Genomic DNA, 12,323 nt, shown 5'->3' with positions numbered 1-12,323 from the left:
GAACTAAAAATCAGCATTCATTTCAGGATAGATTGAATTAAGACAGCTACACACTGAAAATAAAAAGGTAAACCAAAATCTTTTTAAAAAAGTAAATACCAGTTATTCTGGACATAAAGGAAGTCAAAAAGCAAATGTTTAAATGTGTAAGGTTATTATTAAAAACTCTCACATTCATTTCTCAAACTGAAATGTTTAAAATCAGCTAAATAAATTGTTATAATTAATCTCGTAAAGGTCAAAATGAGATTAATCATAACTTCACTTTCTAAGAAAAATGATGGTTCATAGGAACAAGAATAGCTCAAATAATTAACCTACATATCTAAACAAAAGATACAAGACTTCGATGTTCCCCAATAATTAAGCCCTATTATTGATATAAATTATCCAACTACAGCTTTACTACATTACCTTTTCTGCAGGTCTAATATAGTCTTTAAGCGATTTCTGCTTTCTTTATAATTGCTAAGATGTTCGTTTTTAAGGCTATTGAAAAAATCCATCTGTTCCGGTGCGTGATTTTCTCTTTTACCAGTTTTAACATTAACATAAAAATATTTTGTCCAAAGAAGACTCTTAAACTGACTTTCATCTTCACTCATCATGAGCCCTTCAACAAGTAGTGAAGAATTGTCTACTTCAATAACCGAAGTTTGAATTTTCACTTTTTCATTATACAAAGATGGCTTGATGTAGTAGATCTCGTGATTGGTAACCACCCAGCAATAACCGGCAGCTATAAAGTCACTCAACTTTAAATTATAATACTGATCCAGGTGGTCTTCCCGTGCATTAATGATGTAATCAATGTAACGGCTATTGTTCAAATGTCCCATTGGATCGCAATCCTGGAAACGGACGGTATAAACGGAGCTAGGTTCTTTTATCATATCAAATAGACCATTCGGTCTTTTTTAGGTTAAAATAATTAAGCTTTTAAAGTAATTGTAATATATGATTTCAGTTCATCAAGCAATCTATTAAGTTTCAAAGGGTCTCCAGTAGCTTTGGAAAGCATAATAGCACCTTCTATCCGACTATAGAGAATATCGGCAGCAAGATTTGCCTGAACAGATTGTTTTATCTGTTCGTATTTTTGTCCTTTTTCAATAATCTGAACAAGGCTTAATAGCATTTGTTTAGAAGCTTTATTGAGAAGAAGCTTTAATCCAGGCAAGCTCTCATCGGCAAAACTGCTATAATTGAGAATCGGACATCCGCCTTCTATGGGTGAATATAAAGTATAATTGTAATAATAATCGGTGATGGCAAATAATTTATCAATGGCATTATCACAGGCCTTTATTCGCAAAACCAGTTCATTCATTACTTTCGCAAAAGAATATTCAAAAGCAGCTTCTATGATTTCTTCTTTACTTTTAAAATGACCGTATACCCCTCCTTTCGCCAAGCCGGTCAATTCCAGTATATCACTCATGGAAGTACCATGATATCCCTTCTTATTAAAAGCATGAGCAGCTCTTTCAATAATTAACGCCTTTGTCTTTTCAGCTTTTGATTCCACCGTACAAAAATAAGACTGATCGGTCTAAAAACCAAAAAAGTAACATAAAATTAACAAACAATTAAAAGTCAAAACTATATGCAATAACATTAGGTAATTCTATACAAATCTGATGAATATCACTTTTTTTACTAATTAAGCTCATTTTTAATAGCCCCTCATAATCTGACTTTTACATTATAAAATTTAAAAAAATGAAAACAATCCTCCTTCCGACTAACTTTTCAAAAGCCTCTCAGAAAGCATTGGAATTTGCCATAGAAATAGCAAAAAAAGCTGATGCAAAAATCATTGTTGCACATGCCTATACGCTCACTTCTATTAATGATGAGCCTTTTCCTGTAGTATTTGACAATGTGTTGGAAGAAACCAAGGAATATTTAAAATCGCAGCTTGATTCTGTATGTGCATATATATCATCTTTTAAAACTGACTCGGGCAAGACAATAAATGCACAATACATCCTTCAATACAATATTCCGGAAGAGGAAATAAAAGAGCTTGCAGTCAGCCACCATGTTGATCTCATTGTTATGGGAACAAACAATCCAGCAGGACTTCAGAATATATTAGGCAGCACAGTTCAGAATATCATAGGTAATACCAATGTGCCAATACTTGTAATTCATGAAGACACTCCTGTCAAACCTTTCAGCAAAATAGACTTTGCTATAGAAGAGCTATCCGAAAAAATTTATTCTGTAAAAAACATCATTGAGCTGGCTGATTTATATAATGCTGAAATAACACTGTTACATATAGAACACTATGCCAGATCCTTTCAGGAATATGAAAAAATCAGTGAATCCGAAACAGTATCTAAGGTCTTAAATTCAGTAAAAAAAGTAACAAACTATGATCATATTAAATATAAAACTGTCCTGTCCGATATAGTTGAAGAAGGCTTATACAAAAGTGTAAATGAAGACAAAGCAGATTTACTGGCACTTATTTATAATGAAAGGAACTGGTTAGACGAATTATTTCATAAAAGTGTAATCAAAAGTGTTTTAAAAAAATTCAACATTCCTGTTCTGATTTTACATTCAAAGAACCTCCATCAGTGAAACTGGCGAGATATTCATGCCTGATAAAATGGGGTAAGTGTATGTGCTGAAGTGTATAGAGATTGCAAAAACTAAAATCCATACTATTCTGTAATGTAAGATATGCAGGAGTTAGATTTGTAACTAAGATAAAAGTTGGAGATCCAGGCAAACATTTTTCCAGATATATTACTTTCTAACCAGAGCTGACTGTATGGTTTTATCAGTAAAAAGGAAAAACAAGAATATTCTAATCAGAAATGTTGTGCTTGCCACTAACATTCAAGATGATTCTCCTGAATTCATAAGTAAACTAAAAGCATCACAGGAAATATTTGATTTTAAAATTCATTTATTATATATTAATCCCTTGATCAGTTATGAATCAGATCATAATATAATCCAAAGCAGGTTAAGAGATTATATCAACCGGTTTCAGTTGAAAAATTGTGAAAGTATTTTCGAGAAGATTTAACAGAATATAATGGAATTGTAAAGTATGCAGAAGATATCCATGCAGATATAAAGCCTTATCTAGTCATCAGCATAAGGGCCTCCATTGGCTCGGTGGAATTTTCTGGCTTACATTTAAAGCAAATTAATTGATTTCAAGTAATATTCATTTTAGTTTATAAAACATATAATAAAAAACAATAACAAGTCAATAACAGCATGAAATTAGCAATCTACAGCACCAAACCTTACGAAAGAAAATATCTTGAAAGCGCCAATAAGGGGAAACATGAGTTATGTTTTTTTGAAGAGGCACTATCTTCAGAAACAGTCTATAGAGCAAATGGGTGTGATGCAATTTCAATTTTCACCAATGATGACGCATCGGCAGAAGTGCTGGAAATTATAAAAAAACTTAACATCCGTTCTATTGCTGTTCGTGCAGCTGGATATGACAATGTAGATCTCAAAAAAGCCACAGAACTCTCCTTCAAAGTCGCCAATGTTCCTGACTACTCCCCTTATTCAATAGCCGAACACACAGCAATGCTGATCCTTGCATTAAACAGGAAAGTAGTTCAGGCAGACCACAAAGTTAAAGATTACAATTTTCTGCTTGATGAACTTATTGGTTTTGACCTTAATGGCAGAACAGTCGGTATTATTGGTGTAGGAAAAATTGGGGGGATATTAGCAAAGATAATGAATGGATTCGGTTGCAAAGTGTTGGGGTTTGACATTAAAGAAAACAAAGATTACACTGAGAAATATAACCTTCAATATGTATCCCTTGATGAGATGTATCAAAAGGCTGATATTATTTCTTTACACGCTCCTCTTAATGAGCATACAAAATTTATGATAAACAAAGAAAGTATCAGTAAAATGAAAGATAGAGTGATGATTGTGAATACAGGAAGAGGAGGTCTGATCAATACAATTGATGCTATTGATGCTCTTAAGTCAGGGAAAATAGGCTATTTGGGGCTGGATGTTTATGAGAAAGAAAAAGGTTTATTCTTCTATAACCATTCAGCAGATATTATGAAAGACGATGTATTTGCAAGATTGCTGACATTCAAAAATGTAATAATAACCGGTCACCAGGCATTTCTGACTGATAATGCTTTAAAAAATATTTCAGATACAACTATCTACAACATTGATTGCTGGCAATCTGGAAACAAATCAAAAAATGAACTTTGTTAAATATATTTTTAACCTTAGAATAAAAAGAGAAGTTGACATTAAACGAACAGGACAAAAATCCGTTGGATAACGAATCCCGCCTGAGGGCTATTATAGAAACAGCAATTGATGGCATTATTACAATAGATCAAAGAGGGATTATTGAAACGATAAACCCTGCCGCCGCTAAAATTTTTGAATATGCTCCTCATGAGGTTATTGGTCAGAATATTAAAATTCTAATGCCTGAACCTGATAAAAGCAAACATGATGAATACATTGAAAACTACCAGCGCACAGGTGAAAAAAAGATAATCGGAATTGGTCGTGAAGTACTTGGGAAAAAAAAGAGTGGGACCGTATTCCCTTTCCGTCTCAGCGTAAGTGAGGTTTTCCTTCAGAATAAAATCATTTATACTGGAGTCATACATGATATTACAAAGCTTAAGGAAGCTGAAAATGCATATAAAAAGCTAAATATCGAACTGGAAGAACGTGTTCAACAAAGGACATCAGAGCTTTTTGACGCAATTAAACAACTTAAAGAAACAAATAATAAGCAAAGGCAAGCAGAAGCTGAGGTAAGAAAAGCACTTGAGAAAGAAAAGGAGCTCAACGAGCTTAAATCAAGATTTGTAACCATTGCTTCTCATGAATTCAGAACTCCACTTAGCACTATCCTTTCTTCCGTTTCTCTTATTTCCAAATACAATGAAATGGGAGAAAAAGAAAAAATAGATAAGCATATCCTGAGAATAAAATCCTCTGTTTCAAACCTGACGGGAATACTGAATGATTTTTTATCTTTAAGTAAGCTGGAAGAAGGTATTATTTCAAACAATCCATCACAGTTCAACTTACATTCCCTTGCCATTGAAATTAATGACGAACTAACCCCTGCATTAAAGAATAATCAAACTATTTTATGCAGGCATAATGGTCTGGAGGATGTTTATCTTGATAAAAATATATTAAAAAATATTCTGTTAAACTTATTATCTAATGCTTCTAAATATTCTGACGAAGGCACTATTATTATCGAAATATCTGTAAGTCAGAAAGAAATAAATATAACAGTCAAAGATGAAGGCATTGGAATACCGGAAAGTGATATTCCGTTCTTGTTCACCAGATTTTTCAGAGCACATAATGCAGGAAATATCCAAGGTACAGGACTTGGGCTTAATATCGTAAAACGTTATGTAGAATTGTTGGAAGGAAATATCTCAGTAGAAAGTAGGCTTGGTATAGGTACGACTTTTAAAGTTAATATACCAGTTCTGAATAGATAGGCTTTTTTTATAATTACTTAGTATGAAAAAAATTTTACTGATAGAAGATAACCAGGAAGTAAGAGAGAATACTGCAGAGATTCTTGAGTTATCAAATTACAAAGTAGTTACAGCAGAAAATGGTAAGATTGGTGTTGAATTAGCCAAAATAGAAAATCCGGATCTAATCATCTGCGATGTAATGATGCCAGAACTTGATGGCTTCGGGGTATTGCATGTATTGAGTAAAAATTCAGCAACAGCCAGTATTCCATTCATATTCCTCACGGCGAAAGCAGAAAAAGATGATATGCGCAAAGGAATGAAACTTGGCGCAGATGACTATCTGACAAAGCCTTTTGATGATGTGGAACTTTTGGATGCAGTTGAAACAAGGCTAAAGAAAAATGACCTTATTAAGGAGGAATTTAAGAAAACGACTGAAGGGCTGGACGAATTTATCAGCAAAGTAAGAGGAATAAAAGAATTGGAAAACCTATCCCATAATGATCAGAGAATTATTTCCGTTCCTAAAAAACATTCCATATTTTCTCAAGGCAGCTACCCCAACTTTTTATATTTTGTAAGTAGTGGCAAAATAAAGACGTCCAGATCTGATAAACTGGGAAATGAATTTATCACAGGCTTGTATAAAGAAGGAGATTTCTTTGGTTATACCGATTTACTGGAAAACTCAGTATATACAGAAAGTGCCGTAGCGTTGGAGGATTCAAAGATCTGCTCTATATTGAAAGAAGATTTTTTTGCTTTGCTATATAACAACAGAGACGTTGCCAACAAATTTATAAAACTACTTTCTGATAATGTAATTGAGAAAGAGGAAAGACTTCTTAAACTTGCTTATGGTTCAGTTAGAAAAAGGGTTGCAGAAGCCTTGCTGATGCTACAGAAAAAATATCAAAGTACCGATAGTAAGGAATTTACTATGGCCATATCCAGAGATGATTTATCCGGTATTGTAGGAGCATCCAAAGAAACTGTAATACGTACCCTCACTGATTTCAAAGAGGAAGGCTTTATTCAGATTGCAGGCAGTAGAATAACTATTGTTAACTCAGATAAATTATCCAAACTGAAGCATTAAAAACTACTTTTCAACAAGTAAAGATTTAATAAAACGTGGCTATGAAACACACACAGCCGCGTTTTTATTTTATTTTTTTTAACACCTGAAATAAACATTAAAAGTAGACCCCACACCTACTTTACTTTTAACTTCAATTTTTCCTCCATTATTATCCAAAATCCTTTTTACTATAGACATCCCAACTCCTGAGCCTTCAACATGATTATGCAATCGTTTGTACATATTAAAGATTTCTGATATTTCATTTTCCTTTATTCCCATTCCATTATCAGTCACCTGTAAAACAATATAATCTTTTATCTTCTTGGTTGAAATATTTATCATTGGAGGTCTTTGGGGATCTCTATATTTTATTGCATTAGACAGCAGGTTAAATAAAATACTTCTTAAATTCTTAAGAGAAAAACTTATCTCTGGAGCAGCCTTAAAATCTTCGGTAATTAAGGCTCCGGAACTTTGTACCTGATCTTTAATCGTTAATTTAATTTCCTCCATTACGTCTTTAAAAGCTACTTTTTCTGTTCCTGTTTCAATCTCTCCCTGTGCCTTTCCAATGTATCCAAGTTCACTCAATACATCCTTAAACTTATCAATAGATTCATCCATCATCTCTGTTATCTCATTAGCTTTTGATTGAGTTTCCGGAACCTGTCCTTTCAACAAATTAAAAAGAGCTTCTATATTTTTAATAGGTGCTTTCAAGTCATGAGAAGCTGTATATACAAAATTATCAAGGTCTTTATTTATTTTATCCAGCTGCTTATTCTTCATTTCCAACTCCTGATTCTTCTCAAACAATTCTTTGGTCCTTTCATTTATTTTTATCTCCAACTGACTATTCAAGGTTGTTAGTTGCATTTCCTTATTGGTAAGGTCTGCAATTACCTCACTGATTTTTTGAACTGCTGGTCTGAAAATAAATAAACCTTCAAGTACCAATACCAAAAAAGTAATGACAAACAAAATCATTTCTATCTTTTTCAGAAATAATACTTTTAGTCGTGCTTCCTTTTCAAATTCCTTCACAATCGAATCCATAAGGTACAGGTAAGAAGTCTCATTCAAAAGTATCGTTTCTATATCCTCATGGATCAGATTCGAATTCCATTGTCGGTTTGTCACAACTGAAGAGATATTTCTTGCTTTGTTGTACATTTCATTAAAATAGGTATCTGCTTCCTCAAATAATAATTCAACCGCATGATTTGTATTTACAGGAAGATTTACTGATGTATCACCCCATCTCAGTCCTTGGTGAAACTTGCTCCATATAGCTAAAGCAGCTCTGAGCTTTTGGGCTGTTTCAGCCCTATATAATGAATCCGGACTCCGTTCTATTGACAGACATAACTTACAAATCTTCTGACTTAACATTCTTTGTCGGCCAGACATATTCACAATGTATGAATCTTTTGTCTGATTAGATAATGCTCTTTGAATTAGGATTTGTCCAAGAAGGATTAAAAATGCTAATGCAGATAATGCAAGAATATATAACTTCGTAAGTTTCCTTGAAGAATCATGAGGTATTCTATTATGACCAACAGCCTTTTCCATGAATAATGGAATAAAATAAGTCCGGAAAAATTATAAAAAAACAGCTATAAGATTAAATTACTAATGTTAATCATCAATTTCCCATTCCTCTTTAAATTTTTCAAAAAGGTTAGGGTTAATCCGCCTAAATTCATTAATATTTTCTTCATCCCATTCCTTGCCATCAGGATTGGTTTTAAAAGTCCTTGCAATCTCCGGCATTTCCTCATCCGTAAGTTCTTCGTATGCTTCAGCAAATAGGTAGTTATACTCTTCCCCGGCTTCACTCTCTTTAAGTGCCTCCTGTGACATTAAGGAAAGAGAATCAGAATTTTCAAGAGCAGCATAATATATTTCCTTTCCCCTTCCAATCAACCACGCTCTGAAATCAATAAATCCATCATCTGAACATCCCCCTTGAATTGTATATGCCGCTGCCCACAAATCCCATTTATAAGCCTGATCCATTAAATCCAAAAATATTTCCTGAGCTTTTACTATTTCGTCTTTATTCAAATGCTGCAATTCCTCTCGAAGATTGTCTAGTTGCAAATAGATATCTTCATTTGTATTTTTTTTCGATTGCTCAATTATGTCCCAAAATTTTACGATATCCATAGTATTAAAATATAATTAAAAATACACCATGTTGCAATTCACTAAATCAATGAATTTATATTGTACCTAAAAATATAAGTAGACTTAAATAAACGGAAAATGTTTAAAGATTAAATAATATTTATATCAAACCAAAATCTGCCAGAGGTATATTTCTAAAAGGCTATAAAAAAATAATCCCGGAGGATATACGGGGAGTATATTGATCTCCGGGATCTTTCAACCAGCTATGGAAGTCCAAAAGTAGATAATATTTTTATATGATGCCAAACTTTTAGATTAAAAACAAAATAATCAAGACTAATATACTATTTACATGTACCAACATCTTTCTATACCGATATTTCCGAATTAATCTTCAATGCATTTTTTATTGGACTTGTTACCAATAAAAAGTATATTACTGCTTAACAAGCAACAATAAACTAATGGGAAGTTTAAATTAATATAACTAATTTTTACTCATCTCGTTGCATTTAAAAAACTTCAAATAATTCTCATACTAAACATAAAGATTTGATTTTGCTTTATTAAATAGGATTGAATTAAAGAATCACGATTCGAATTTCTGGCTATTTTCATAAAAAACATAACTCACTTAAATGAGAATTATAAAATTAACATTTCTATTTTTATTATACTGTTTATCAGCATTTTCTCAAAAAAAATCACTTATAGGAGATTGGTATTTTATTAACAGAAATGGCATCATCCAGACGAGTATTACTAAAGATTCAATAATTTCAAGACAGTTATTCTTTGACCTATATCCCAAAGATTTACCAGCGGATAAGTATAAATATGAAAAAATCGCTTACAAAAAGAAACGGGTATATGTCATATCAAAAAGCAAGAAGGGGAATGAATTGGTGCATGCTTCTACCCTTCTGAATTTTGTTCCCGGCAAAAGTTTTCATATGGCGTGGAATGGAAATGATACTGCTATGAAAGGAAATAAATCCCTTATCAGAACACTCGAAAAGGATACAGCTCTTAAGTTCGGTTATGCTTTCTTTTCCAAAAGTGAAATTGAAAGAATTCAGAAACTGAAAGAGGTTGAAACAATGAGTAAACATGAGTTTGCGGAATATTGCAGAATATTCGTAAATCTTCACAATCGGACCATTTCAGAATTTGATAAATATGATCATGGTTATGCAGGAATTACTTATATTTTTCAAATAACTGCACAATCTTTACTTCTGGCTGGCTATAATCCAATTGAGTCTGAAGGAAAACTGGAAAAAATTTATATCAAATATGCTTCTGATCCGGAATTGAAAGAAATCCTTAACAGTCTTCGAATGCAATAGAGAAAATATCATAACTTTTTAAGCAGACATTTGAGGATCGGAAATATTCATTGGTGTTGTACATTTTTATTAAAAAAATTTTTAAACAATTTTCAAAAAATTATATTTAACCTTCGATTGAATCTAATGGAAAAGAAAGGATCATTCACCTGATCAGGTTTTACTATTGGATTTATTTAATTAATAACTTTAACTAACCAACTAACTAGTTACAATGAAAAAACAATTATTATCAATTGCCTTTTTACTGGCATCACTTACTTCTTTTGCTCAATTGGAACAAGGTAATTTTCTTGTAGGAGGCCGTATCGGAATATCATCAGCTAGACCCAACACTGTAAATGGAGGAACTACTGTAGATGGTGTAAAAACTACTTCTTATTTCGTAACTCCTGCAATAGGATATTTCATAGCAGAAAATTTTGCATTAGGATTAAATATCGGTTTCGGAGGATATACAGAAAAAACCCCGGCAAATGGTACTACTCCGGAATTGAAAGACAAAAATCCTTATTTCTTAGTTGGCCCTTTCGGAAGATATTATAAAAAATTTGGAGATAACTTCGCCATTTTTGGTCAGGCAGCTATTGATTTCAGATTTGGTAAAAATAAAAATGAATCATATAATAGTTTCTTTAATAGAGTTGAAACTACCGAGAATAAGACAAGTTATTTTAGTCCAAATATAAGACCGGGTATAGTATTCTTCCCTTATTCAAAAGTAGGCATTGAACTACTTGTTGGAAGAATCGGATATACCCACTCAGTCATAAAATATGATGGTTATAAAAGCAAGAATAATAATGTAGACTTTAACTTTGACCTTGCAAATGTTCAATTAGGTGTGTTTTTATACCTGTAATCTAAATTTTATTGATTAAAAAAAGGCCATTTGAATAGTCAAATGGCCTTTTTTTTAATTGAATTCCTGAAATGCACTTATTTTTTGAAAATCTATTTTAGTAAATCGAGGCATAAAATAAAAAACTCAATAAACAACCTCCTATTAATTCAAAAAGCCTCAACAACTTTTAAAACTCCTCCACCTCAATGTCCTTATTCAAAACCCCAACCTTAATTTCTCCTTTCATATTATTAACAGGGTTTTTATCATCTTTTTCAAACTTAATCTGCAAGATATAGGGTATCACTGCATACATCAATGGATCCTTGCCATGAGACCTTCTCAGTTCTTTTATATTTCCTGCTTGATCCAAAGTAAAATAAAATGCACCTATTCCATCTATATCTTTAATTGCATCAAGAGAGGGTAAATTAGTGACTTTCCAACCCGGAATACTAACCTCGAATCCCTGCTTTTCAATCTCTGTTTTTCTGTTAGAATATTGATACTCTCTCTTAACTATCTGATCATTACTTGCATATGTATATTTAACAGAGTAATCAAGCTGGCCATTTTTCTTATAACTTTCTTTTTTAATTAACTGTCCCTTGTTATTGTAAAAATATCTATCTGTGAGAAAAATCTCAGAATTAGCAAAATGATAGGTAGTTCTTGCTCTCCTTCCAAGGCTGTCATAAGTATGTCTCTCAATATTCAATCCGAAATCAAGAATTTTTTTATCCTTGTCATAACTTCTGACTTCAATTAGTTGTCTGCCAGCATAAGTATATTTAACCACAGCTTTTTCCAGGTTTCCAACTCCTCTCAACTTTCCTCTTTTATCAAAATTGAATTCATCTGTGAGCTGATTGTTTTTATATTTGAATCTTTTAACTGCAGGTTTATTAGCAAGATCAAGATAAGAACCATCAACATAATGATTACTGATCTCCGAAATTAAACCTTCCTCGTTATATTTATATAAAGTATATGAAGGATATTCCAGATTATCAGAAGTGGTATCTGGCTTTATCATCTGTCCATCTTTATTAAAATAAGATTTCTTTACCAACTTTCCCTTCCGATCATATTCATATTTAATAGTCGCTATCCCGCTCAGGTCATTCTCTAACTTACCATAAAAGTTAACTCTGTTTTTTTGAATTAATCTGTCTTTTTTATCTTTTAGTTCAGTCTTGATTGTTTGGGAATTACCTGAAATAGTAATTAATACTAGCAGAATGATGGGAACCAACTTTTTATAATCCATTGCTAACTCTAATTATTAAATAGAAAAATATTTAACAGATTGACTTTTGACTTATATTTAAGATGCTAAAATTAATAAAATAAATCCAATTTTAAATAGGTTTATTTCATTTTAAGCATAAAGCCTGGTATGTATTTTCCCTGATAGG

General features: G+C 32.2%; 12 protein-coding genes. 7 read left to right on the top strand and 5 right to left on the bottom strand.

Annotation, left to right across the window (positions count from 1 at the left end):
* Positions 1-410: 410 nt before the first annotated feature.
* Together MYP_RS17400 and MYP_RS17395 are read right to left on the bottom strand one after the other, a co-directional pair.
* Positions 411-893 (bottom strand): acyl-CoA thioesterase, encoded by a 483-nt coding sequence (locus tag MYP_RS17400; RefSeq protein ID WP_045466127.1) that lies wholly within the window; start codon positions 891-893, stop codon positions 411-413.
* A gap of 38 nt (positions 894-931) precedes the next feature.
* On the bottom strand, positions 932-1,528 hold the full coding sequence (locus MYP_RS17395; protein WP_045466124.1) for a TetR/AcrR family transcriptional regulator: 597 nt from the start codon (positions 1,526-1,528) through the stop codon (positions 932-934).
* Positions 1,529-1,722: 194 nt separating this feature from the next.
* Between MYP_RS17395 and MYP_RS17390 the strand changes: the two genes are divergently transcribed.
* From MYP_RS17390 to MYP_RS17370, 5 genes are all read left to right on the top strand, one after another.
* Complete coding sequence (locus tag MYP_RS17390; protein WP_045466121.1) at positions 1,723-2,595, top strand: universal stress protein; 873 nt, start codon at positions 1,723-1,725, stop codon at positions 2,593-2,595.
* A 193-nt stretch (positions 2,596-2,788) separates the two neighbouring features.
* Positions 2,789-3,049, top strand: coding sequence for a hypothetical protein (locus MYP_RS17385; RefSeq protein ID WP_045466117.1), 261 nt, complete (start codon positions 2,789-2,791; stop codon positions 3,047-3,049).
* Between the two features lie 197 nt (positions 3,050-3,246).
* On the top strand, positions 3,247-4,236 hold the full coding sequence (locus MYP_RS17380) for a 2-hydroxyacid dehydrogenase (protein ID WP_045466114.1): 990 nt from the start codon (positions 3,247-3,249) through the stop codon (positions 4,234-4,236).
* 32 nt (positions 4,237-4,268) lie between these two features.
* Positions 4,269-5,507 carry a PAS domain-containing sensor histidine kinase gene (locus MYP_RS17375; protein ID WP_231570067.1) on the top strand — a complete coding sequence of 413 codons (1,239 nt, stop codon included), beginning with the start codon at positions 4,269-4,271 and terminating at the stop codon, positions 5,505-5,507.
* A 22-nt stretch (positions 5,508-5,529) separates the two neighbouring features.
* The gene (locus MYP_RS17370; protein ID WP_045466111.1) at positions 5,530-6,591 is read left to right on the top strand and encodes a response regulator; all 1,062 of its coding nucleotides are present in this window, start codon (positions 5,530-5,532) and stop codon (positions 6,589-6,591) included.
* Between the two features lie 78 nt (positions 6,592-6,669).
* Here the strand turns inward: MYP_RS17370 and MYP_RS25320 are convergent, their stop codons facing one another.
* Together MYP_RS25320 and MYP_RS17360 are read right to left on the bottom strand one after the other, a co-directional pair.
* A complete protein-coding gene (locus MYP_RS25320; protein WP_052430305.1) occupies positions 6,670-8,151 on the bottom strand; it encodes an ATP-binding protein in 1,482 nt (493 codons plus the stop codon).
* A 66-nt stretch (positions 8,152-8,217) separates the two neighbouring features.
* Positions 8,218-8,748, bottom strand: coding sequence for a DUF4240 domain-containing protein (locus tag MYP_RS17360; RefSeq protein ID WP_045466108.1), 531 nt, complete (start codon positions 8,746-8,748; stop codon positions 8,218-8,220).
* Between the two features lie 602 nt (positions 8,749-9,350).
* Here MYP_RS17360 and MYP_RS17355 point away from each other — a divergent pair.
* Positions 9,351-10,061 carry a hypothetical protein gene (locus tag MYP_RS17355; protein WP_045466104.1) on the top strand — a complete coding sequence of 237 codons (711 nt, stop codon included), beginning with the start codon at positions 9,351-9,353 and terminating at the stop codon, positions 10,059-10,061.
* A gap of 214 nt (positions 10,062-10,275) precedes the next feature.
* Complete coding sequence (locus MYP_RS17350; RefSeq protein WP_045466101.1) at positions 10,276-10,923, top strand: outer membrane beta-barrel protein; 648 nt, start codon at positions 10,276-10,278, stop codon at positions 10,921-10,923.
* 169 nt (positions 10,924-11,092) lie between these two features.
* Here the strand turns inward: MYP_RS17350 and MYP_RS17345 are convergent, their stop codons facing one another.
* Positions 11,093-12,175, bottom strand: a complete 1,083-nt coding sequence (locus tag MYP_RS17345; RefSeq protein ID WP_045466099.1) for a hypothetical protein — start codon at positions 12,173-12,175, stop codon at positions 11,093-11,095.
* Positions 12,176-12,323 lie beyond the last annotated feature (148 nt).

Origin of the sequence: Sporocytophaga myxococcoides, from assembly GCF_000775915.1 — a bacterium.
In the GTDB taxonomy this organism is placed as follows: domain Bacteria; phylum Bacteroidota; class Bacteroidia; order Cytophagales; family Cytophagaceae; genus Sporocytophaga; species Sporocytophaga myxococcoides_A.
Note: the sequence above shows the minus strand (reverse complement) of the source record. Positions and strands in the feature narration are given on the sequence as shown.

Coding starts and splice junctions, on each gene's coding strand:
- MYP_RS17400 (WP_045466127.1), bottom strand. CDS start 893: ATGATAAAAGAACCTAGCTCCGTTTATACCGTCCGTTTCCAGGATTGC.
- MYP_RS17390 (WP_045466121.1), top strand. CDS start 1,723: ATGAAAACAATCCTCCTTCCGACTAACTTTTCAAAAGCCTCTCAGAAA.
- MYP_RS17385 (WP_045466117.1), top strand. CDS start 2,789: ATGGTTTTATCAGTAAAAAGGAAAAACAAGAATATTCTAATCAGAAAT.
- MYP_RS17380 (WP_045466114.1), top strand. CDS start 3,247: ATGAAATTAGCAATCTACAGCACCAAACCTTACGAAAGAAAATATCTT.
- MYP_RS17370 (WP_045466111.1), top strand. CDS start 5,530: ATGAAAAAAATTTTACTGATAGAAGATAACCAGGAAGTAAGAGAGAAT.
- MYP_RS25320 (WP_052430305.1), bottom strand. CDS start 8,151: ATGGAAAAGGCTGTTGGTCATAATAGAATACCTCATGATTCTTCAAGG.
- MYP_RS17360 (WP_045466108.1), bottom strand. CDS start 8,748: ATGGATATCGTAAAATTTTGGGACATAATTGAGCAATCGAAAAAAAAT.
- MYP_RS17355 (WP_045466104.1), top strand. CDS start 9,351: ATGAGAATTATAAAATTAACATTTCTATTTTTATTATACTGTTTATCA.
- MYP_RS17350 (WP_045466101.1), top strand. CDS start 10,276: ATGAAAAAACAATTATTATCAATTGCCTTTTTACTGGCATCACTTACT.
- MYP_RS17345 (WP_045466099.1), bottom strand. CDS start 12,175: ATGGATTATAAAAAGTTGGTTCCCATCATTCTGCTAGTATTAATTACT.